Raw genomic sequence first — 23,643 nt, 5'->3', positions numbered from 1 at the left:
AGAACACCTTGGCCATTGAAAAAATGAAGCTGGTTCGGGTGGACGGGCTGCTGCCTCAGCTGGACGAGCTGATTGCAGCCTGCTGCCTGAACGGCGATTTCCATCCCGAGCCCGCGGTGCAGCACATGTCCGGTTCGCTGGGCTATGTGACCCTGAGCGAGGATAACCCCTACACCCCGGATGTGCAGCAGATGGAGGAGCTGTTCCGGCTGGCCGGGCAGACCGAGCTGCCTGCCATCACCGGCAAGCCCCGCCACATCCGGGATGAGGAATTTGAACTGGTGCATCAGGTGGCACGGCAGCTGCAGGATCTTTCTGCCGAGCGGGATGCGCTGGTGGACGAGAAAAACAAGCTGGCCCAGCAGCGGGATCAGTTCGCCCACTTCTCCGGGCTGGACGTGCCGCTGGAGGATATTCTGGGCTGCGAGTATATCAAGATTCGGTTCGGCTTTCTGCCCAAGGCCAGCTACGCCCGCATGACGGTGGCCTACGCGGAAAACCCCCACGTGCTGTTCGTCACCTGCGGCGAGGAGGCCGCCGGATACTGGGGGTTGTATTTCACCCCCCGGGAAACCGCCGACGAGATCGACGGCATCTTCTCCACCCTGTTCTTCGAGCGGCTGCATCTGCCCGCCGCCACCGGCACCCCGGCCCAGATCGTGAGCCAGCTGGATGCCCAGATGGCCGAGCTGGACAAAAAGCTGGCGGACGTGGCCCGGCGCACTGCCGATTACTGGGCCGAAGAGGAAAAACCGCTGGCGGACATCTACCGCCAGCTGAAATGGCACCAGAGCGTATTCGACATGCGCCATTACGCCGCCTGCCGCGACAACTACTTCTTCTTCGTGGGCTGGGTGCCTGCCGACAAGGCCCCGGAATTCGAGAAGAAGGCCAAAGCCATTCCCCACATGCGGGTCACGGTGAGCGACCCGGGCGAGGTGGAGGAGTCCACACCGCCCACCCTGCTCAAAAACCCCTGGTTTGTGCGCCCCTTCGAGATGTTTGTGGACATGTACGGCCTGCCCAGCTACGGCGAGATGGACATCACCGCCTTTGTGGCCATCACCTTCACGGTGCTGTTCGGCATCATGTTCGGTGACCTGGGGCAGGGCGCGGTGCTGGCCATCGGCGGCTTCGCGCTGTGGAAGTGGAAAAAGATCGGTCTGGCCCGGCTGGTGGTGCCCTGCGGCATCTCCAGTATGGTGTTCGGTTTCCTGTTCGGCTCGGTGTTCGGCTTTGAAGAGGCCCTGAACCCGGTATACGAGGCCCTCGGCTGGAGCGGCAAGCCCATCAGCTGGTGGCCCGGCGCCCCCCATTCCGTGCTGGACACCGCCGCCATCAATCCCATTCTGATCTGCGCCATCTTCATCGGCGTGGCCATGGTGTTCCTGGCCATGCTGCTGCATGTGTATGCGGCAGTGCGCAAAAAGCACTGGGGCGAGGCGATCTTCTCCAACAACGGCCTTGTGGGCATGCTGGTATACGCCGCCGGCGTTTCGCTGGTGAGCGGCTTCATGAAGGGCCCCGTCTTCCTGCCAAGCGGCGTGGCGCTGGTCATTCTGGTGGCGGGCCTTGTGGTGCTCTTCTTCCAGGAGGTGCTCATCGGTCTGGTGGACCACCACCCCCACTGGAAACCGGAAAGCTGGGCCGACTACTGCATGCAGAATGTGTTTGAACTGCTGGAATATGTGCTGAGCTATTTCAGCAACACGGTATCCTTTTTGCGTGTGGGCGCCTTCGTGTTCGTGCACGCGGCCATGATGATGGCCATCTTCAGCCTGGCGGGCGACCCGCCCAACATGATCGTGGTGGTGCTGGGCAATGCCCTCATCATTGCGCTGGAGGGCCTGCTGTCCGGCATTCAGGGCCTGCGCCTTGAATTTTACGAAATGTTCAGCCGCTGCTACGAGGGCGGCGGCCACCCCTTCCGGGGCGTGGACCTGACCAAAAAGGCGCAGCAGGGCTGATCGCCCGCCGCCTTTGAGATAGTTATTTGGAGGTAATGATTTATGAATCCCGTAATCACCGCTCTGCTCGTTCTGCTGCCCCTGGCCCTGATCATGGGCTGCGCCGCTTATCTGGCCAAACGCTCTGCTGCCGGTATGCCGGTGAAGCGCACCCTGGCCATCAACCTGAGCTGTTTTCTGGTTGTGATGCTGATTGCCGGCTGCTTCGCCTTTGCGGTCAGCGCTGAGGACGCCGCCACTACCACCGCCGCGATGACCGCTGCGGAAAAGGCCGCCAGCAACGAGAGCATGGGCCTTGGCCTGCTGGCCGCTGCGCTGGTTACCGGCCTTGCCGGCATCGGCGGCGGTCTGGCCGTTGCCGCCGGCGCTCCCGCCGCCATCGCCGCCGCCAGCGAAGATCCCAAGAGCTTCGGTAAGAGCCTGATCTTCGTTGCTCTGGGCGAATCCATCGCCCTGTACGGCGTGGTTATCTCGATCCTGATCCTGAACAAGCTGGTCTGACCCGGCGGTTTTGTAACCCGAAGGGAGGGCAGACCATGCGGTTTTATCTGATCAGCGACAATACCGATACCCAGACCGGCATGCGGCTGGCGGGCATCGAGGGCGTGGTAGCCCATCAGGCCGACGAGGTGAGCGCCGCGCTGGAGCATGCGCTGGCCCAGCCGGACGTGGGCATGATTCTGGTAACAGAAAAAATTGCCGACGATTTTGAGGCCATTGTGAACGAGGCCAAACAGGCCCCGGACGCCCCGCTGATTCTTGCCATTCCGGACCGGCACGGCTCGGCCCTGGGCAAGGATCGCATCACCCGCTATGTGCGGGAGGCCATCGGCGTAAAGATTTAACCCGATGACCGCAAACCAACCAAAAGAGGTGTAAGCCATGATCGACGAAAACGAGCGGGCCGCGCAGTTTCTGCAGGCCATTCAGCGGGACGCCGAACACCGGCGCAGCGAGATCGTGAAGGCCATCGACGCCGAGACCGCCGCCGAGCTGGAAAAGAAGCGAACCGAGGCGGAAAAGAAGGCCGCCCGCATGGAGGAATACGAGACCCAGCGCGCCACCGAGAACGCCAACCGGCTGCTTTCGCAGAGCGTGCTGGATGCCGGGGCGGAGCTTGCCCGCCGCCGGGGCCAGATCGCAGACGAAGTGTTCGCCGCCTGCGAAAAGGAGATCACGAACTTTGTGAGCAGCCCTGATTATGGGCCGTTTTTGAAGGAGAACGCCGCCGGGCTGCTGAAGCTGCTCCGGTGCGACGCGGCCCAGTTCTTTGCCCGGCCCCAGGATCTGGAGCTGGCCCGGCAGAACCTGCCCGCCGACTGCACCGTGGAGGCGGACGCGACCATCCGCCTGGGCGGGCTGCGGGCCCGTGCGGGCAGCACCGAGGCGGATGACACGCTGGACATCCGCATGGAAAACCAGAAGGACTGGTTCCTGCGCTCCTGCGGCATGTCCATTGCGCTGGAACAGTTGTGAGGTGAAGGGAATTGGCAGAAAATCTCATTTATAGCATCAACGGCCCGGTTGTGACCGTGCGGGGCAAGACCGGCTTCTCCATGATGGAGATGGTGTATGTGGGCGAGGCCCGGCTGGTGGGCGAGGTAATCCGCTTAAGCGAGGACGCCGCCACCATTCAGGTATACGAGGAGACCGGCGGCCTTGCCCCCGGCGAGCCGGTTTATTCCACCGGCGGCGCGCTGGCCGTGACCCTTGGCCCCGGCATCCTGCGCAACATCTACGACGGTATCCAGCGCCCGCTGCCCGCTCTGGAAGAGCTGAGCGGGGCCTTCATCGGCCGGGGCTGCTCCGCCCCCGCGCTGGACGAGACCGCCCGCTGGGAGGTGACGGTGCTGGCAAAGCCCGGCGACCGGCTCACCCCCGGCCAGATCTACGCCACCTGCCCCGAGACCCCCGCCATCGAGCACCGGTGCATGGTACCGCCCAACGTATCCGGCACCGTGACCTGGGTGGCTCCAAACGGCAGCTACACCGTGAATGACACGGTGGTAAAGCTCACCGACGACCGGGGCAACGAGCGGGTGCTGACTCTGTGCCAGAAATGGCCCATCCGAATCCCCCGCCCGGTATCCCGCCGAATGCCCGCCCAGCGGCCGCTGATCACCGGCATGCGCGTGGTGGACACCATGTTCCCCATCGCCAAGGGCGGCGCGGCAGCCATTCCCGGCGGCTTCGGCACCGGCAAGACCATGACCCAGCACCAGCTGGCCAAATGGTGCGACGCGGACATTATCATCTATGTGGGCTGCGGCGAACGCGGCAACGAGATGACCCAGGCGCTGACCGAGTTCAGCGAGCTGATCGACCCCAAGACCGGCCGGCCTCTGACCGACCGCACCGTGCTGATTGCCAACACCTCCAACATGCCGGTGGCCGCCCGTGAGGCGTCCATCTACACCGGCATCACGCTGGCGGAATATTACCGGGACATGGGCTACCATGCCGCCATGATGGCCGACTCCACCTCCCGCTGGGCCGAGGCTCTGCGCGAGATCAGCGGCCGTCTGGAGGAGATGCCCGCCGACGAGGGCTACCCTGCTTATCTGCCCAGCCGTCTGGCCCAGTTCTACGAACGGGCCGGCTATGCACAGGCGCTGTGCGGCCAGGAAGGCTCGGTAACCGTAATCGGCGCGGTCAGCCCCCAGGGCTCCGACTTCTCGGAGCCGGTGACCCAGAACACCAAGCGGTTCACCCGCTGCTTCTGGGCGCTGGACAAGGCCCTGGCCTACGCCCGCCACTACCCGGCCATCAACTGGAACACCAGCTACAGCGAATATCTGGGCGATCTGTCCCCCTGGTACTACGACAATGTGGGCCCGGACTTCATGCAGTGCCGCGAGCGCATTGCCGGCCTGCTGCTGCAGGAGACCAGCCTGATGGAGATCGTGAAGCTGATCGGCTCCGACGTTCTGCCGGATGACCAGAAGCTGATCATTGAAATCGCCCGCGTTATCCGCGTGGGCTTTTTGCAGCAGAACTTCTTCCACGATCAGGACACCTATGTGAGCCTGGAAAAGCAGCTGAAGATGATGCGGGTGATTCTGCATCTGTACGAAAAGAGCCAGGTGCTGGTGGCAAAGCAGGTGCCCATGAGCCGGGTACTGCGCACCGGCCTGTTCGGCAAGCTGGTCAAGATGAAGTACGACATTCCCAACGACCATCTGGAGCTTTTCGACGATTATACCGCCGAGATCGATCAGAAGATCGGCGAACTCATGCGCCCATGACCGGCGCCGGAAAGGAGAGATTTGTACCATGCTCTTAGAGTATGTTGGCCTCAGCCAGATCAACGGCTCGCTGGTGATTCTGGATGGGGTGAAAAACGCCAGCTACGACGAGATGGTGGTGCTGCGCCTTGACGACGGCAGCCAGCGCATCGGCCGCATCGTGATGATCGAGGGCGAAAAATGCGTGATTCAGGTATTTGAGGGAACCACCGGGTTCTCGCTTTCCAACACCCGCACCACCCTGACCGGCCATCCCATGCAGGTGGACCTGAGCCCGGAGCTTCTGGGCCGCACGCTGGATGGTCTGGGCCGCCCCATCGACGGCCTGGGCGCCATCTACCCGGAATGCCGCCGGGACGTGAACGGCGCGCCCATCAACCCGGTGAGCCGGGTCTATCCCCGCAACTACATCTGCACCGGCATTTCCGCCATTGACGCGCTGACCACCCTGATCCGCGGCCAGAAGCTGCCCATCTTTTCCGGATCCGGCATGCGCCACAACGAGCTGGCGGTGCAGATCGTGAAGCAGGCCAACGTATCCGACGGCGAGGATTTTGCCATTGTGTTCGCGGCCATGGGTGTAAAGAACGACGTGGCGGATTATTTCAAGAGCTCCTTCGAGGCCGCCAACGTGATGGACCGGGTGGTCATGCTGCTGAATCTGGCGGGCGACCCCATCGTGGAACGTATCATCACCCCCAAAGCAGCGCTGACCATTGCCGAGTATCTGGCCTTTGATCTGGGCAAGAACATTCTGGTCATTCTCACCGACATGACCAGCTACTGCGAAGCCCTGCGGGAGTTCTCCTCCTCCAAGGGCGAGATTCCCGGCCGTAAGGGTTACCCCGGCTACCTGTATTCCGATCTGGCCAGCCTGTACGAACGGGCGGGCATCGTGAAGGGCAAGAAGGGTTCCGTGACCCAGATTCCCATTCTGACCATGCCCAACGACGACATTACCCATCCCATTCCGGACCTGACCGGATACATCACCGAGGGCCAGATCGTGTTGGATCGCAATCTGGACGCCACCGGCGTGTATCCGCCCATCAGCGTGCTGCCCAGCCTGTCCCGTCTGATGAAGGACGGCATCGGCAAGGGCTACACCCGCGAGGATCACAACCCACTGGCCAACCAGCTGTTCGCCACCTATGCCCGGGTGCAGGACGCCAAAGCACTGGCCAGCGTCATCGGCGAGGAGGAGCTTTCGCCCAGCGACAAGCGGGTGATGGAGTTCGGCCGCGCCTTTGAGGAAAAATTCGTGGGTCAGGGCAACACCAGCCGGACCATTGAGGAGACGCTGGATCTTGGCTGGGAACTGCTGAGCATGCTGCCCAAGGAAGAGCTGGATCGTGTGGATCAGGTATTGCTGGACCACTACTACAAGCCCAAGACCGACCCGAAGCAGCGGGAGCTGGGGCTGCGCCGCGCTTTCCACGACGACGCCGAGTAACCGGGCAAATACACCGAGAAAGGAGGCCGCGTTTTGGCACAGCAGATATTCCCCACAAAAAGCAACCTGATGGCGCAGCAGAAAAGCCTTGCGCTGGCCAGCCAGGGCTATGAGCTGATGGACCGCAAGCGCAACATTCTGGTGCGCGAGATGATGCAGCTCATCGACCGGGCCGCCGCCATTCAGGATCAGATCGCCGCGGCCTATGCGGAGGCTTATGCTGCTTTGCAGCTGGCCAATGTGACGCTGGGCGTGGTATTGGGTTTTGCGCACACGGTGCCAGTGGAAAACGGCCTTTCGCTGGACTGGCGAAGCGTGATGGGTGTGGAGCTGCCCATGGTGAAGCTGGAGGAGACCGCACCCCAGAGCCTGTATTATGGTCTGGGCGGAACCAACAGCCAGCTGGACGAGGCATACCGCAAGTTCTGCCAGGTGAAGCGGCTCACGGTGGAGCTGGCCGAGGTGGAGAGCAGCGTATACCGTCTGGCACAGGCCATTCAGAAAACCCAGAAGCGGGCCAACGCCCTGAGCAACATCATGATTCCTCAGTTCAATTCCAACATCAAGTACATCACCGAAGTGCTGGAAGAAAAGGAACGCGAGGATTTCTCCCGCCTCAAAGTAATCAAATCTTCTTTTTAGCGGACTCGACCGGTAGCGGGGGGCGGTACGTTGACCGGTACGCACCGGATTTTCCTCAGCGAAATACGCCAGCTGCCTTTGGCGGACCCGACCGTTGGCGGGGGCGGCACGGCAATCGATACGCGCCGGATTTTTTTGGCGGACTCGACCGTTAGCGGAGTGCGGTACGGTAACTGGTACGCACCGGATTTTCCTCAGCAACGTACGCTAGCCCCCATGGGGCGTGCCCGACCATTGACAGAATGTGCTACCCGATATATGCCGGGTAAGTCTCAGCAAAATAATGCTAACTGCCTTTGGCGTGCTCTGCTGGTTCTTTGCCGGGTTCCAAGGGTTTGAAACAAAATCCCTTTTCCCCTGCCGGGATCGCAATCCAGTTCGTTGAATCAGGAGAAGAATTTACAGTTAGTGTTTAAACGCACACCTGCACCTCGCTCTTTGGGGCGGGGTGCTTCTTTGTGTGTGTGAATCTTTTTGGGAATCTTCTTGGGTATCTTATTGGGAATCTTATATTGCTCTTCCGGTTTCGTCACTTCCAAGCAACGCATCCGGCGGTTGGTAGAATCGAAACTGTTGTTTCCATGTTTCAAATCTGCAACATGGAAATAACGCAACGGGCACAGGGGGTTCGGCATGGAACGCACGGGTGTTTTCCTCCTTCGTTTTTCTGTAAAATTTCCGGGAACAAACAGGCAGAAAAAAACCGGCGGCGCATGGCAAAACCAAGCCATACACCGTCGGTTTTCTGTTTGTTCCAGTTTACAGTATAGCACAGGAAGAACCGGGCTTTCCAAGGGTCAAAACAAGGTTTTATCCGGGCTTTTCGACGAAAATTCGGGTAAACTACACTGCAATCAGCCTGCCCCGGTCGAGTCCGTAAACGGGTGTTCACGTACCCGTAAACGTCCCGCACCCCGTCAACGGTCGAGTCCGCTAAAAATGGGTGTTCGCGTACGTCGCTGAGGAAAATCCGGTGCGTACCGGTTACTGTACCGCTCCCCGCTGCCGGTCGAGTCCGTCAAAAAAATCCGGTGCGTACCCGTAAACGTACCGCTCCCCGCCAACGGTCGAGTTGTTAAAAAAACCAGGAGGGGAGCCAGCGGGCGGAGAGAATCCAGCTTTCCGATACCGGGATACCGGTCACTGCCGGGTAGAACCAGAGGAACACCACCGCCGCCGCAATCAGGATTCCCAGCGCCAGCCGCCGTGCCAGCCGGGGCTGATCCCGATCCAGCTTCGCCAGCATCAGAACCAGCGCCGCCACCGCAAACCACAGGCTGGGGAAATAATGATACAGGAAGGTGCACCGGGTCACCAGTACCCAGGGCAGCAGCTGCGCCAGATACAGCACCAGCACACTCCCCTGCGCCCGGCATGCCCGGCCGCTGATCTGCCGCCAGGCCAGCACGCACAGCCCGGCCAGCGCCGCCCACCACACGATGGGATTTCCCATACCCGCAATGGTCCCCCGCATCCCCGCAGGCAGCCCACTGGCGGAATAATACCATACAGGACGTAATAAGAACGGCCAGGTATACCAATTGGATTCATACGGATGAGTGCTCTTCAGCTGGCTGTGGTAGTTGAACATGGTCAGCTGACACTGCCACCACTCGCCCAGGCTGAATCCACCTTCCCGCCACCAGTATGGCAGATAGGCCGCAATGTAGATGATCAGCGGGATCAGCACAAAGAACAGCACGCCGCCCACAAGAGCCACGGTCAGTTCCCGGCCGAAGTTCGGCTTCTTCTGCCGCCAGCGGGCCCACAGCACACCGAAATACAGCACCGCCAGCCCGGCTCCGGCGTAGATTCCGGTCCACTTGCTGGCCGCGCCCAGCCCGAAGGCCACGCCTGCCAGCGCCATGGGCAGGATGCTTTGATCCACACCCTTTTCCAGCACGCTCTGGCAATACCACAGCATGAAATAGGCCCCCAGCAGGATGAAGAAGGTGCCGTAAATATCAATGGTGGCAATTCGGCTCTGGGCATAACGCATCAAATCCAGCCCGGCCAACAGGGCCGCAAAGCCCGCCCACCAGGGCGACCGGGTGAGCCGCCGCACAAAGAGGTACAGCACCGGCACCAGAGCGATGCCGAACAGCGCCCCCGCCACACGCCAGCCAAAGCCGGTCATGCCGAATACCGCGATGCCCAGCATGATGAACACCTTGCCCAGCGGCGGGTGGGTGGTCTCATACACCGGCATGCCGTGCAGATGCTCATAGGCAGTGCGGCCATGGTAGATCTCATCGAAATACATGCTGTTTTTGTAGCTGATGGTATCCGGCACCTGGGTCTGTTCGTCGAACAGAGCCCCGCTTTCGCCGGTAACGGGCAGGCACTCGCCCGCGTCGTTTTTAAAGGCCAGCTCCATCACACTGGCGTCGGTGAGGGTGATGGTGTAGCTCTCGTTGGCGGTGACCGGGAGGGACAGCCAGTGGAACACATTGCCGTAATCCAGAGACTGATTCACCAGCTCGGTGCCCCGGCTGTCGGTCACAATCAGCTGCCCGTTCCAGTTAATCTCCGGATAAATCCACAGGCTGGTCGCCTCTCCCTCCACCTGCACGGTGTATGTTTTGGTGCCCTGCACCACCTCCGGGTTCTGGGGCGCGGTAAAATCGCCCAGATTGGTCAAACTTACCACCGCCACCAGCAGGGTGCCGCCCAGCAGCCAGAGCAGCTCCGACCGGCTCCAGCGGGGCTGGGGTGCAGGCGGGGCCAGCGTCGGTACAGGAGACGCCTGCAACGGGCAGACCTTACCGCCCCGGCACAGCCGCAGGCAGGCCAGCCAGACCATCACGGTGCCTGCCAGATTGGCAAGGCTTACGATGGCGATCATCACGCGGGCGGTATCGCTGGTGAGGAACTGATCCTCGGTGCCGTTGGCTGCCAGAACCAGCGCCAGGTTCAAAAGGGTGGACATGCTGAGCACCGCCGTGCCTGCCAGCAGCCTGCGATCCGCCCAGCGGGCCACTGCCGCCAGCAGCAGCGCCAGCGCCGGAATCAGATACCGCTCGTGCATCCGGTGGCTCAAACAGAAGATAGCCGCGCCGTAAAAGCCCGCCAGCAGCATGGGGCAGAACCGGCCGCTGCGCACGCTCACCCAGGCCAGATACAGCATGGCCACAGTGGCAATCAGAATGCCCACACTGCCCAGCATCTGCCAGGTGATGGGCGTGCCGAACACGCCCTCGGTCTGCATGGTCCAGTTGCCGCCCAGCAGGGTGATCAGATTAAAGCCGTTCACACTGGCATAAGGGTAGCTGGACACGGTGCCGGTGTATTTTTCCACCAGCCAGTCCATGGGCTGGTCGCTCCAGAAGGGCAGCGCGCAGACCAGCACCACCGCCACGGCAGCCACAGCACCCAAAACAGCACGGCCCACGGTTCTGCCACGCTCAGCGGCCGGGCCGGTGAACAGCGGCAGCGCAAAGCAGACAGCCAGCACCGGCCCGAACAGCAAAGCCTGGGGCTTCAGAGCCAGCGCAAGGCCGTAAAGCAGAGCAGCCGGCAGGTATTTTTTATTGCTCAGCAGCCAGAACACACCCACCAGACAGAGGGCGGGCACGCTGTCCACCTGCTTCCAGACAGCGGTATCGTACAAAAAGGCCGGGCAGAAGGCGGTGAGAGCTGCAATGAGCATGGCCCGCTTTTCGTCCAGACGGGTGCGGGCGATGTGCCAGACCAGAGCGGTGAGCCCCACATCGCACAGAATAGGCACACTGCTGAGCAGCAGCACAAACGCCTTGCCGCTCACATCCATGCCCAGAAGTTTGCCCAGGCTGCCCAGTATCCAGAGTACCAGCATGTAGCCGGGTGGATAGTCCGCAAAATAATCCGGGGAATAAAACTGGCCCGGCCCCAGATCCGCCAGCCGCTGGGCCCATGCAGTAAAGCAGGCCACGTCGGTGGAATAGCCCTCGGTCACAAGGGCAAGGCCAAAGCGCAGCACACCGGCGCACACAAGCAGCACCAGCAGCGCGGCAGGCAGCCGCCGGGCGCGTTTGGGGGCATATAATTTGGCGTTTGCCATGATCTCTCTCCTTTGCACACACGCGGCCGCGCCGCGCAGGAATGGCCCACACAAAAGGTGGGCACTCTTATGTTCAGTATAGCCAAAACCTGCCATCCATTGCAAGGGGAAGGGTGTGGTTTTCCTGTGAAAGGGTGTGGTTTTCCTGTGAAAACGAAAAAAGGGCACAGAAAAGCCGGATGCGGTGAACGCTTCACCACACCCGGCAAAATGTCTGATTGAGCGAATCCACCCCTTTTTAGGGCCCTTTTGCATACAATCCGTATAATTCAGACGTAATATTACAGATTATCAGCAGCCGCATCCGCTAAAAAGGGTGCCGGCATACTTTGCTGATAAAAAACCGGTGCGTACCGGAAAACATACCGCACCCCGTCAACGGTCGAGTCCGCCAAAAAGGCAGTTTACGTATATCGCTGAGGAAAATCCGGTGCGTACCGGAAACCGTACCGCACTCCGTCAACGGTCGAGTCCGCCAAAAAGGCAGTCTGCGTATATCGCTGAGGAAAACCCGGTGCGTACTTGTAAACGTACCGCGCCCCGCTGCCGGTCGAGTCCGTTAAAAAATCAGGAGAGTTTGGAGACCTTGGGGCCCTGAGCGGTGTCCTCCACCTGCCAGCCCATCTCGGTGATCTGGGCGCGCAGCGCATCGGCAGTACCCCAGTCCTTGGCCTTCTTGGCAGCGGCGCGGCGCTCCACCAGCTCCATCACCTCGGCGGGCACTTCATTGGTCTTGCGGTTGTACAGCAGACCCAGCACGCCGGTCAGCTCGTCGAATACCTCGGCAGCCTTGGTCAGCGCAGCCTTGGACGCTTCCTTGCCCTGGGTGTTGATCTCCTTCACCAGCTCAAAGATGGCGGCCAGCGCATCCGGAGTATTCAAATCGTCATCCATGGCGGTGTTGAACTTGGCCTTGGCAGCATCAGCCTTCTCCACCAGCGCATCGCTGCCGGTCTCGGCGGCGTTCTTGATGAGGAAATCCAGATTCTCGCGGCAGGTGTACAGGCGCTCCAGACTGGCCTTGCAGGACTGGATCAGCTCCACGGTGTAATTCAGAGGCATGCGGTAACCGGCGGTGAGCAGGAAATAACGGATGGGCTCGTAGCCATAAGCGTCGGCAATCTCACGCACGGTGAAGAAGTTGTTGGCGCTCTTGCTCATCTTGTGGTTGTCGATGTTCAAAAAGCCGTTGTGCATCCAGTAGCGGCTGAAGGTGCAGCCGTTGGCGCACTCGGACTGAGCAATCTCGTTCTCGTGATGGGGGAAGATCAGATCCTGACCGCCGCAGTGCAGGTCGATGGTGTTGCCCAGATGCTTGCGGGCCATGGCGCTGCATTCGATGTGCCAGCCGGGCCGGCCGGGGCCGTAGGGGCTTTCCCAGGCAGGCTCGCCGGGCTTGGCAGCCTTCCAGACCGCGAAATCCGCCGGATCCTCTTTCAGATCGTCGTCCATCTGGCTGCGCAGCTCACGGTTGCCGCTCTCCAGATCCTCCAGATTCAGGTGGCTCAGCTTGCCGTACTCCTTGAACTTCTTGGCCCGGAAATACACGTCGCCGTTCTTGGCCACATAACCGTAGCCCTTTTCGATAATGTCGGCCACGATGCCCAGAATCTCTTCGATGTGCTCGGTGGCGCGGGGACGCACGGTGGGAGCCAGCACGTTCAGGCCCTCGCTGTCCTTGATATACTCGGCCTCATAACGGCGGGCGACCTCCTGCATGGGTACGCCCTCCTCCTGGCCCTTCTTGATCAGCTTGTCGTCAATATCGGTGATGTTGGAAACATAGATCACCTTGTTGCCCTGATACTCCAGATACCGGCGCAGGGTGTCGAACACCACCATGGGCCGGGCGTTGCCGATGTGGATGAATTTGTACACGGTGGGGCCGCACACATAAATGCGGTACTCGCCGGGCTTCTGAGGAACGAACTCCTCTTTTTTACGGGTGAGGGTGTTGAAGATCTGCATGAAGATTTGCACTCCTTAATCTTGCTCGGGCGGCAATGGCACCCGAACGCTTTCGGTTTTAAGAACTTGCTCTTATTATACCCTCTTTCCCCTGCCCGCGCAAGGCGTTGCGGCATTCCCGCCCTCCCCGTGCAAAAGAAAAAACGCCTCCCTGATCCGCCGGGCGGATCGGGAGGCATTGTGTTTTATGACAAGGGAAAAACGCAGCTTACAGCCACTTTTTCCAGCGGGCCAGAAATCCTGCGCCCAGAGTTGCCAGAACGGCGATGGCCAGCACGATCACGAACCCGAAGGGATTCTCTTCAAAGGGCACATGCACGTTCATGCCCCACAGGCTGGACACAATGGTGGGCACCGTGAGGATAATGGTCACGGCGGCCAGCAGCTTCATCACGATGTTCAGGTTGTTGGAAATCACGGAAGCAAAGGCATCCATGGTGCCGGACAGAATGTCCCGGTAGATGCTGCTCATCTCCATGGCCTGCTTGTTCTCGATGATTACATCCTCCAAAAGATCGGTATCCTCGGGGAAATCCCGCACAAAGTCCATGCGCAGCAGCTTCTCCAGAACGATCTCGTTGCCCTTCAGGGAGGTGGAGAAGTACACCAGGCTCTTTTCCAGGCCCAGCATCTGAATGAGCTCCTTGTTCTTCATGCTCTTGTGCAGCTCGTTCTCCACGCGGGTGCTGGCCTTGTCCACCTGACGCAGATAGAACAGGAACAGGCTGGCGTTACGGTAGAGCATCTGCAGAGCCATGCGCTTGCGCTTTTTGGTGCTGCAAGCCTTGACCAGGCCTTCCATGAAGGCGCGGGGCAGCGCGGTCTCCTTCAGAGACACGGTGATGATGTTATCCTCGGTGAGCACGATGCCGAAGGGAATGGTGGAGTATACGAAGCTGTGGCCCTCGGTCTGCACGATGGGGGTATCCACGATGATGAGGATGTGGCCGTTGTCCTCCACCTCAATACGGCTGCGTTCCTCTTCGTCCAGCGCGGCCCGAACCAGATCCGGATCCACATGCAGCTGGGCGCAGACCCGGCCGATTTCCTTCTCGTTGGGGTCACACAGATTGATCCAGGAACCGGGCAGGATCTGATCCTGCTCCAGCATGCGGCCACTGTCGCTCAGATAAATATTCAACATAAAAACACACCTGCTTTCTCAAACGTACCGGCCCGCTGGCCGGCCAGATTTGCGGCGCACGGCATTACAGCCGCCCCCGAAAAGCAGGTTCTCCGCCGATGATTTCAGCGCAGAATGCAGGACAGGGCAGCAAGGCCGGTTCCGCTGATAGTACGATCCACACATCTACTGGGGTCGCCGTCCATGCTGTCATCTCCTTGCATTAAATCTTGTTGCGGGCCCATCGGCCCTCAATTAGTGTATGCCCGCCGGGCGGGTTTGTCAAGCCATAAAACTCCAAAAAACGCCGCTTTTTGGCGCTAGGCCGTAAAAATCGGGTTAAAAGGCCAAAAACGCCCCAAAACGGGCAAATTCGGCCCGGTTTGGGGCAAGGCGGCAGATAAAAAATGCGTTGGGGCAGCCAGCTCCGTTGCCAGCCGCCCCAACGCGGTTTCATGGTTTTTTCTCTCAGCCCATCACATACACGTTCACTTCCTGCACGCCGTTCATCAGCGCCTCAGAGAAGCTGTCGTAATACAGATCCACCAGGCAGCTGCCGTTGAGCAGCGAAGCGCCGGTGTCGGTGGCGATGGCATAGCCGTATACCAGCTTGCCGTCGGTGCTGGTGATGTACAGCTTTGTACCGTACGGGATCAGCGCCGGATTCACGGCCACGGTGCCGCAGTAGAGCCCCAGACCGGAAGCACCGCGCCCGCGGCTGGAACTGTAACCGGTGGCACGGCCGGTGTAAACCGCCGTGTACCCGGTGGGCACACCGTCCACCACTTCAGGGCCTTCCAGCGGCGAAACCGGCGCCCCGGCCTGATAGGCCTTGATGATGGTGTTTTTGGGAGCCACAGTCTGCACCACGCTGATTACCTGGCTGGATTCCACCTGGCCGTCCACCACACGCTCGCGGTGGGTGATCTGGTTGGTGCCCTCATGGCCCTGCTGCACCAGCTGGGTGCGATTCCGGTTCTTGTAGAACAGGCTGGTGTACACATACTCGGTTTCGTAGGGGATGGATTCCTCCACCACGGTATCCCGGTATTCCACCCGGTGCACCTGCACGTTCATACCGTCCTCAATGGCGGTGTGCAGGCTGGGCTCGGTGTAGTCGTGCTCGCCCAGTTCCACACCGCAGGCGGTCAGTGCGTCGCTCACCGTGCCGTTGACCAGCCGCAGGTCGTGGGTCTGGCCATCCGCCGTGACGGTGAGATCCACCGCCCGCTGGATGTTCAGGCTGGCCTGATTGCCGTTGTAGGCAGTGTAGTGCACATCGTCGCCCTCTTCGGCCACGATGCCGCTCAGCTGCATCAGCTTCTGCGGATCGTCCAGATGGGTCATGACCACCTGGCTCGCGCCCTCGGAATCGGTGATGCGCACCAGATGCAGCGCCTGATGCAGGCCGACCAGGGTAAGTGCCAGGCAGCCCGCGGTGATCAGGCAGGCCCAGACCTTGACCGGCACCGCCAGAACCAGGCGGCGCAATTTTTTGATGATCGTAATCATGCAATCTCCTAACGTTCCATGCTGGTGGGCAATAGGGGCCGGAAACCGGCCCGCCGGCGGCCTGGAACATGGGGCCAGACCGCGCCCTGCTTTCAATGACCCTGTTCGCAAACCGCCAGATGCGGCCGTTCCGGGCACTTGTGGCATTGTAGCAAAAGCGGGGCGGGGCCGTCAAACAGGAAAGCTCCGCCGTTTTTTGCCGCATGCTTTCAAATTTTGCCGAAATATATTTGCGGTTCACCGGTTCTTTTAAAATCCTCGCTTTTTCGGCCTTTTTCTTAAGATTTCTTAAGATTCAAAACGATTGTATCAATATCACCACCTTTTGTACAACACCGAACACCTTCACCGCTCACAGAATCCTCTGCCTCGATTTTGTACATCTTCTACAATTTTTATTCCATCTTGGGCAATTTGTCCGGTAATGAAAATTGTTCGCATTTTCATTCTTTTCCTCCGTTTTCCGTTTCTTCACCGGGTTCTTCCGGCCGAAATTGCCGCCCTTTTCACCCTGTTTTTTCTCCGGGTTTCAGGTGCCCTGTTTCGGATTGTACGCCCTGCCCACCGGCGCATTTTGCCGAAGCGCGCCCTCCTCTTCCGTTTCGCTCTTTTTCCTCTTCCTCCGGCTCTTTTCCCCTGCCGGATTTGTCCCTATATAATGTAATATAAAGAAAGGGCGGCCCGACCAGTCAGACCGCCCCTCTTCTATTTACAAACCAATCGCCGCGCTCAGCCGGCAAACATCCCCAGCAGAGAGTAGCACACCAGCCCTGCGGCTCCGCAGCTTACCATCACCACAATGGGGTTCGGCTTTTTCCACCGCATCACCGCAAAGGCCGCCGCAAACAAAATGGTCGCAACCCAGTCCACATTCTGCTCCAGCCCGCCGGGCAGCACCGCCTGCACCAGCAGGCTCACACCGGCGCTGGCGATCATGGCCACCACCGCGGGACGCAGCCCTGCCAGCGCCCCCTGCATGAGCTTGAGGGAGCGGTACCGGTAATACAGCCAGGCCAGCACCGTAACGATCACACAGGCCGGCGCCACGCAGCCCAGAGTGGCCACCACCGAGCCCGGAATCCCGGCGATCTGCATGCCCACAAAGCTGGCCGAGTTGACCGCGATGGGCCCTGGCGTCATCTGGGAAATGGTCACAATGTCGGTAAACTGGGTGGGGGTAAGCCAGGAGTGCAGCTCCACCACCTGCTGACGGATCAGCGGCATGGCCGCGTAGCCGCCGCCAAAGCTGAACAGACCAATCTGGAAAAAGCTCACAAACAGCTGCCAGTAGATCATTTGCTCTCCTTCCCCCTCTCTTTGCGGAGCCGCAGGGTATCCACCATGCCGATGCAGCCACAGGCCAGCACCAGCGGGGCCGCGCCCACGCCCAGCATGGACGCCACAAAGCACACCGCCAGCAGCACCATCCAGATGGCCCGGCGCTGCTGCCACAGGGTCTGCGCCATCACCAGCACCACATCAAAAATCACCGCGACGACACCCGCCGCCATGCCCTGCATCACCATGCTCACCGCCAAATTGGAACGGAACGCCTCGTAAAACAGGGAAATCACCGACAGAATCACCATGGGCGGCAGCACCGTGCCCAGCACCGTGATCAGCGCGCCCACCACACCGGCAATCCGGTAGCCCACCAGAATCGCCGCGTTTACCGCAATGGCCCCCGGGGCCGACTGGGCAATCGCCGTCAGATCCATCATCTCGTTCTCGCTCAGCCAGTGATATTTTTCCACAAAGGTCTTGCGCATCAGGGGAATGATCACATATCCCCCGCCAAAGGTGAATGCGCTCAGCTTCAGCGACGAGAAAAACAAAACGCCCAGCATCTTTCCATCTCGCATTCTTTCCTCCTCCTTCCGCACACCAGTATAACACTTGCTTTTTAATGAGTAAAATTATATTATTTTATTGAAATCATAACTATTCACTTATAAAAGTAAAAAACAGGAGGAAATCCCCATGACGCTGCGGCACATCCGCATTTTCTGGGAGGTCTGCCAGCAGGGCAACAGCATCACCCGGGCAGCCCATTCCCTGTACATGACCCAGCCCGCGGTGAGCCAGGCCATCCGGGAGCTGGAGGAGCACTATGGTCTGCGGCTGTTCGAGCGGTATTCCCGCCGGCTTTACATCACCCCCGCCGGGCAGCGGCTGTATCAGCATGCGGGCCAGCTGCTGCAGCAGGTGGAGCGGATGGAAAAAAGCCTGCAAAGCGACGAGGACGGCGGCCCGCTGCGGGTGGGCGCCACCGTGACCATCGGCTCCCAGTTTCTTCCCTGCTATGTGGACGCCTTCCACAGCCTTCACCCTCAGACAAGGGTACAGGTGCGGGTGAACCCGGGCGACACGCTGGAGCAACAGCTTCTGCACAACCAGCTGGATCTGGCCCTGATCGAGAGCGGCGTAAGCGCCCCGGAGCTGCTGGCTGAGGCCTATCTGGAGGACACGCTGATCGCCGTGTGCGCCCCGGGCCGCCCCTTTGCCAGCGGCCAGACCGTGACGCTGGAGCAGCTGCGCGGCCAGAATTTCCTGCTGCGGGAAAAGGGCAGCGCCGCCCGCAAGGCCTTTGATGCCGCCGCCCTTGCCGCCGGTCTTTCGGTGGAGCCGGCCTGGGAAGCCACCAGCACCACCGCGCTTGTGAATGCCGCCGTGCACGGGCTGGGCATCGCGGTGCTGCCCCGGCACATGCTGCTCGGCCCGCTGGAGCGGGGGATTATCGCCGCCTTTCAGGTGCCGGAACTGGACCTGCGCCGCCGGTACTGGATTGTGTATCACAAGGACAAATTTCTCACCACTGCCGCCCGGGATTTCATCGCCCTGTGCAAAAGCTACGAGCAGGAGCACCCCGCCCCACATTATAATGGGCTGTATTGACCTTTTCCCGCCCCTTGACAGAAGCTTTCCAAACGAGTATACTTTATAAAGTTAAAATGCTGAGATGGAGACAGCGCACCGCACCCCTGGGTACAGAGAGAAGGTTCACCGGCTGAAAGGCCTTCCGAACAGAGCGGTGCGAATTCCCTCCGGAGCAGTTCGTGCCAACGGGCCTTTTGCGGCCTCAGTAGTGCGGAACGGTTCGCCCCGTTACCGGCGCCGAAAGTGCCGTCGCTTTTTGCGGCGGAATATGGGTGGTACCACGGAGTTTACAGCTTCGTCCCGTTGTGTTGCGGGGCGGGGCTGTTCTTTTTTATCATCGAAAATGAGGTGTATTATGGAAGCAAAGATCAATGCTCTGAAAGAGCAGATGGAGATTTCGCTTGGCGCTGTGCAGTCTCAGGAAGAGCTGGCCGAATTCTGGCAGGCTTACCTGGGCAAAAAGGGCAGCATCGCCGGGCTGATGAAGGAGCTGGGCAAGGTTTCCGCTGAGGAACGCCCCGCCATGGGCAAGGTAATCAACCAGTTCAAGGCCTACGCCGAGCAGCGTTATCAGGAAGTGCGCGCCGAGATGGACCAGAAGGAACTGCAGGCCCGCAACAAGAACGAGCAGGTGGATATCACCATGCCCGCTGTGAAGCGGCCCATGGGCTCGCTGCATCCCATCACCATCGTGAAGGACCAGATGGTGGACGTGTTCGCCGGTATGGGCTTTGAAATCTACGAAGGCCCCGAAATCGAGGACGACGACCACAACTTCACCCGGCTGAACGTGGCGAAGAACCACCCCGCCCGTGACATGCAGGATACCTTCTATGTGGCCGAGGACATCGTGCTGCGCACCCACACCAGCCCCGGGCAGATCCGCGTAATGGACGCCGAGAAGCCCCCCATCAAGGTGCTGGTACCCGGCCGCGTGTTCCGTTCGGACAGCGACGCCACCCACTCCCCCATGTTCCATCAGATGGAAGGTCTGGTTGTGGACAAGAAGATCACCCTGTGCGATCTGCAGGGCATGCTGGACGAGTTCGTGAAGAAGATCTTCGGCAGCGAGGTCAAGACCCGCCTGCGGCCCAGCTACTTCCCCTTCACCGAACCCAGCGTGGAGGTGGACGTGAGCTGCTTTGAGTGCGGCGGCAAGGGCTGCTCGCTGTGCAAGGGCACCGGCTGGATCGAGGTTCTGGGCGGCGGTATCGTGCACCACAAGGTGCTGGAGAACTGCGGCATCGACCCGAACGAATACTCCGGCCTGGCCTTCGGCATCGGCATCGAGCGTATCGCCATGCTGAAATACGGCATCAACAACATCGGCCTGCTTTATGAGAACGATCTGCGGTTCCTGAAGCAGTTCAAGGACTAAGGAGGCAAACCCATGAAAGTACCATTCAGCTGGCTGAAGGAATATGTAGACATTGACGTGACTGCCCAGGAGCTGGAGGAAAAGCTCTTCAGCTGCGGTTTTGAGGTAGAAGAACTGATCCCCGTGGGCAAGGATATCTCCGGCGTGGTGGTCGGCCATGTGGTGGAGTGCGAGAAGATTCCGGACACCCATCTGTCCCTGTGCAAGGTGGACGCTGGCACCGGCGAGCTGCTGCAGATCTGCTGCGGCGCCGACAATGTGCGCGCCGGGGGCAAGTACCCCTGCGCTCTGGTGGGCGCCACCGTGCTGGCCACCGGCAAGGACCACAAGACCGTGGAAGGCGTTCTGACCATCAAGAAGGGCAAGCTGCGGGGCTACGAGAGCTTCGGCATGCTGTGCAGCGGCGTGGAGCTGGGCCTGAACGACGACCTGTACCCCGGCGCCGATTATTTCGGCCTGCTGGTGCTGCCTGAGGATGCACCCGTTGGCGCGGACGTGAAGCCCCTGCTGGGCATGGACGATTACATCTTCGATATCTCGGTCACCGCCAACCGTGCGGACTGCCAGTCCGTGCTGGGCATTGCCCGCGAGGTGGCCGCTGTGCTGAACAAGCCCCTGAAGATGCCCGCCACCGACTACACCACCAGCGATTACACCTACCCCGGCCTGAACATCACCGTGGAGGCGCTGGACCTGTGCCCCCGTTATCTGGGCCACGGCGTGCGCAACATCACCCCCGGCCAGTCTCCCCAGTGGATGCGCCGTTATCTGGCCCTGTGCGGCCTGCGCAGCATCAGCAACGTGGTGGACATCACCAACTTCGTGATGCTGGAAATCGGCCAGCCCATGCACGCCTTTGACATGTCCACGCTGGAGAGCACCCAGATCATCGTGCGCCGCGCCCGCAACGACGAGTCCATCGTCACCCTGGACGGCAAGGAGTTCCAGCTGAACGACAGCAATCTGGTCATCTGCGATGGCGCAAAGCCCGTTGCACTGGCCGGCATCATGGGCGGTCTGAACAGCGAGATCACCGAGAACACCACCCAGCTGCTGTTCGAGTCCGCCAAGTTCATGCGGGATAACATCCGCAAAACCTCCCGCAGCCTGGGCCAGAGCACCGATGCTTCCAGCCACTACGAGAAGGGCATTTCCGAGTACACCTGCGAGCTGGGCATGGCCCGCGCCCTGCACCTGATTCAGGAGCTGGGCTGCGGCGAAGTAACCGCCAGCGCCTTCGACGTGAGCGCCGGCGCTCCCCGCGAGGGCAAGCGGTTCACCGCCACCATCAGCGGCATCAACCGGATTCTGGGCATTGAGGTACCCGCCGAGGCCATTCTGGACATCCTGCGCCATTTGCAGTTCGAGGTAAAGCAGGACGGCGACGTGCTGGACGTGACCGCGCCCCGCTACCGTGAGGACATTGAGATCGGTGAGCCCGATCTGGCCGAGGAAGTGATTCGTGAATACGGCTATGAGCACATCGTGCCCACCTTCCTGCAGGACTCCAGCGTGACCAACGGCGGCCTGAATCCCGCCCAGCAGCGCCGCGCCAAGCTCAAGCGCACCCTGTGCGGTCAGGGCTACTACGAGATCTCCACTCTGGCCTTCTATGCAGACGCCGATCTGGACGCGCTGCATCTGGCCGAGGACACCCCCGAGCGCCGGGTGATCCGCCTGCTCAACCCCATCACCTCCAACCTGACCATCATGCGGCCCCTGCTGGCCCCCTCCATGCTGAACACCGTGGTGGAGAACCTGAAGAAGGGCAACAACGCCGGCCGGCTGTTTGAGCTGTCCAACGTGTATGCCCCCAGGGAGCTGCCCGTGACCCAGCTGCCGGACGAGATCCCCCACCTGGGCTTCGCAGCCTTCGGCGACGAGGAGGATTTCTTCACCGTGAAGGGCACCATGGAAGCTCTGGCCGAGGCCTTCGGCGTTCGTTTCGACTACGAGCGCGCCGAGGACGTGCCCTACCTGCACCCCGGTATCTCCGCCTACATCCTGTGTGGTGGCAAACGGGTTGGCGTGTTCGGCAAGCTGGCCAATCAGGTAACCGGCGAGCTGAAGCTTCCCAAGGACAGCAAGGCCAACCACAAGATCTTCCTGGGTGAGATTGACTACAACGCCCTGTGCGCTCTGCTGCCCGAGGGCATGCGCTACCAGCCCATTTCCGAGTTTGCCACCGTGACCCGTGACCTGGCTCTGGTGGTGGAAGAGGGCATGGCCTGCGGCACTCTGGTGGATGCCATCCGTTCTGCCTGCAAGCAGGTGGGCGACGTGGAGCTGTTCGACGTGTACCGCAGCGAGCAGATTGGCGAGGGCAAGAAGAGCATGGCCTTCAAGATCTTCTTTGTTCCCACCGACAAGGCCCTCACCCCCAAGGATGTGGACCGCTTCATGAACAAGATTCTGGGCAACCTGAAGCACAAGCTGAACATCGACATGCGCTGATTGTTCCCTTTTGTTCCACCGGTTTGAACCCGGCAGCTTCGCACTGTTTTCGGTGCGAAGCTGCTTTTTGTTTGTGCATTCCCCAAAACCGCTCAAACATGCGTTGCAGCCGTACCGGTCGGCGGCTGCAAGTGCTGCGAACGGTTTTTATTCCACAGAGAAAGAAGATCCTATTTTTGAAAAAACAGGTTTTGTATCGCATTTTCTTTTATGTTCTGGGCCTTCTGATTCTGGCCCTGGGGCTGACCCTGAACACCAAGGCCGGCCTTGGTGTTTCCCCCATCATCTCGGTTTCTTACAGCGTGTCCCAGATTTTTACGCTCAACTTCGGCGACACCACCATGTTCCTCTACTGCGTGTTTGTGCTGGTTCAGCTGATTCTGCACGCCATTCAATGGAAGCAGCATCCGGAGACCAACCAGCGGCTGGTGCTGCTGATGGATGTTCTGCAGATTCCCCTCAGCCTTGTTTTTACCCGTTTTCTGAATCTGTTCGGGGCCTTTTTCCCGGATCTTTCCGCCGGGGCGGCGGGCTGGTCAGACCGGTTTCCCCTTCGCCTTGTGGTGCTGCTGCTGGCGATTCTGTTCACCGGCGTGGGCGCGGCCATGTCGCTTTCCATGCGGATTGTGCCCAACCCGGGCGACGGCATTGTGCAGACCCTCTCGGACTGCGTGCACCGGAGCGTCGGCTTCACCAAAAACTGTTTTGACCTTTGCAACATCACCCTCACCATCCTGTTGGGGCTGCTTCTCACCGGCCATCTGGTGGGCGTGGGGCTGGGCACGGTGCTGGCGGTGATCGGCGTGGGACGTGTCATCGCCCTGTTTCAGCACCTTGCGGGCCGAAAGATTGCCCTTTTCTCCGGCATGGCCGCCTGAGCCTGTTCGTCATGCCACTGCATCATAAAAAACGCCTGCCCGGATTATATTGGCCGGGCAGGCGTTTTGGTATAATATTGCCGGATTCATTCACTCTTGTGCCTGGA

18 protein-coding genes and 1 other annotated feature are annotated in these 23,643 nt (G+C 60.3%); of the genes, 11 read left to right on the top strand and 7 right to left on the bottom strand.

Going from position 1 to position 23,643, the window contains the following annotated elements:
* Positions 1-8: 8 nt before the first annotated feature.
* The 7 genes from EDD77_RS03325 to EDD77_RS03295 are packed head-to-tail and all read left to right on the top strand — an operon-like array spanning position 9 to position 7,307.
* Positions 9-1,967: a V-type ATP synthase subunit I gene (locus EDD77_RS03325; RefSeq protein ID WP_058965879.1), complete on the top strand. Its 1,959-nt coding sequence runs from the start codon at positions 9-11 to the stop codon at positions 1,965-1,967.
* 42 nt (positions 1,968-2,009) lie between these two features.
* Positions 2,010-2,468, top strand: a complete 459-nt coding sequence (locus EDD77_RS03320) for an ATP synthase subunit C (RefSeq protein ID WP_058965877.1) — start codon at positions 2,010-2,012, stop codon at positions 2,466-2,468.
* Positions 2,469-2,503: 35 nt separating this feature from the next.
* Entirely contained in the window at positions 2,504-2,812 is a 309-nt protein-coding gene (locus tag EDD77_RS03315; RefSeq protein ID WP_058965875.1) for a V-type ATP synthase subunit F, read from the top strand.
* Positions 2,813-2,849: 37 nt separating this feature from the next.
* Positions 2,850-3,443 carry a V-type ATP synthase subunit E gene (locus tag EDD77_RS03310; RefSeq protein WP_058965873.1) on the top strand — a complete coding sequence of 198 codons (594 nt, stop codon included), beginning with the start codon at positions 2,850-2,852 and terminating at the stop codon, positions 3,441-3,443.
* An 11-nt stretch (positions 3,444-3,454) separates the two neighbouring features.
* Positions 3,455-5,212, top strand: coding sequence for a V-type ATP synthase subunit A (locus EDD77_RS03305; RefSeq protein ID WP_058965871.1), 1,758 nt, complete (start codon positions 3,455-3,457; stop codon positions 5,210-5,212).
* Positions 5,213-5,240: 28 nt separating this feature from the next.
* Complete coding sequence (locus EDD77_RS03300) at positions 5,241-6,665, top strand: V-type ATP synthase subunit B (RefSeq protein WP_058965870.1); 1,425 nt, start codon at positions 5,241-5,243, stop codon at positions 6,663-6,665.
* A 33-nt stretch (positions 6,666-6,698) separates the two neighbouring features.
* Entirely contained in the window at positions 6,699-7,307 is a 609-nt protein-coding gene (locus tag EDD77_RS03295) for a V-type ATP synthase subunit D (protein ID WP_058965868.1), read from the top strand.
* Positions 7,308-7,693: 386 nt separating this feature from the next.
* On the opposite strand, the gene EDD77_RS03290 is transcribed toward EDD77_RS03295, so the two are convergent.
* The 7 genes from EDD77_RS03290 to EDD77_RS03260 form a co-directional block, all read right to left on the bottom strand.
* Positions 7,694-7,951, bottom strand: a complete 258-nt coding sequence (locus tag EDD77_RS03290) for a hypothetical protein (RefSeq protein ID WP_132587307.1) — start codon at positions 7,949-7,951, stop codon at positions 7,694-7,696.
* A 431-nt stretch (positions 7,952-8,382) separates the two neighbouring features.
* Positions 8,383-11,346 (bottom strand): phospholipid carrier-dependent glycosyltransferase, encoded by a 2,964-nt coding sequence (locus EDD77_RS03285; RefSeq protein WP_058965866.1) that lies wholly within the window; start codon positions 11,344-11,346, stop codon positions 8,383-8,385.
* Between the two features lie 567 nt (positions 11,347-11,913).
* Entirely contained in the window at positions 11,914-13,314 is a 1,401-nt protein-coding gene (cysS, locus tag EDD77_RS03280) for a cysteine--tRNA ligase (RefSeq protein ID WP_058965864.1), read from the bottom strand.
* Between the two features lie 208 nt (positions 13,315-13,522).
* Positions 13,523-14,458 (bottom strand): magnesium transporter CorA family protein, encoded by a 936-nt coding sequence (locus tag EDD77_RS03275; protein WP_058965862.1) that lies wholly within the window; start codon positions 14,456-14,458, stop codon positions 13,523-13,525.
* 447 nt (positions 14,459-14,905) lie between these two features.
* Positions 14,906-15,949, bottom strand: a complete 1,044-nt coding sequence (locus EDD77_RS03270) for a 3D domain-containing protein (RefSeq protein WP_082669647.1) — start codon at positions 15,947-15,949, stop codon at positions 14,906-14,908.
* Positions 15,950-16,678: 729 nt separating this feature from the next.
* Positions 16,679-17,245, bottom strand: a complete 567-nt coding sequence (locus EDD77_RS03265; RefSeq protein ID WP_058965860.1) for a chromate transporter — start codon at positions 17,243-17,245, stop codon at positions 16,679-16,681.
* Positions 17,242-17,811, bottom strand: coding sequence for a chromate transporter (locus tag EDD77_RS03260; RefSeq protein WP_058965858.1), 570 nt, complete (start codon positions 17,809-17,811; stop codon positions 17,242-17,244). Before EDD77_RS03260 ends, EDD77_RS03265 begins: the two co-directional genes overlap by 4 nt.
* Before the next feature lie 118 nt (positions 17,812-17,929).
* Here EDD77_RS03260 and EDD77_RS03255 point away from each other — a divergent pair, with 118 nt between their 5' ends.
* The 4 genes from EDD77_RS03255 (at position 17,930) to EDD77_RS03240 (ending at position 23,536) form a co-directional block, all read left to right on the top strand.
* Positions 17,930-18,844 (top strand): LysR family transcriptional regulator, encoded by a 915-nt coding sequence (locus EDD77_RS03255; protein WP_058965856.1) that lies wholly within the window; start codon positions 17,930-17,932, stop codon positions 18,842-18,844.
* Between the two features lie 52 nt (positions 18,845-18,896).
* Positions 18,897-19,132 (top strand) — a binding site (T-box leader).
* A gap of 49 nt (positions 19,133-19,181) precedes the next feature.
* A complete protein-coding gene (pheS, locus tag EDD77_RS03250; protein WP_058965854.1) occupies positions 19,182-20,204 on the top strand; it encodes a phenylalanine--tRNA ligase subunit alpha in 1,023 nt (340 codons plus the stop codon).
* Positions 20,205-20,216: 12 nt separating this feature from the next.
* Positions 20,217-22,658, top strand: coding sequence for a phenylalanine--tRNA ligase subunit beta (pheT, locus tag EDD77_RS03245; RefSeq protein ID WP_058965852.1), 2,442 nt, complete (start codon positions 20,217-20,219; stop codon positions 22,656-22,658).
* Positions 22,659-22,834: 176 nt separating this feature from the next.
* Complete coding sequence (locus EDD77_RS03240; protein ID WP_058965850.1) at positions 22,835-23,536, top strand: DUF6198 family protein; 702 nt, start codon at positions 22,835-22,837, stop codon at positions 23,534-23,536.
* Positions 23,537-23,643 lie beyond the last annotated feature (107 nt).

Source organism: Allofournierella massiliensis (assembly GCF_004345265.1).
Taxonomy (GTDB): domain Bacteria; phylum Bacillota; class Clostridia; order Oscillospirales; family Ruminococcaceae; genus Allofournierella; species Allofournierella massiliensis.
Note: the sequence above shows the minus strand (reverse complement) of the source record. Positions and strands in the feature narration are given on the sequence as shown.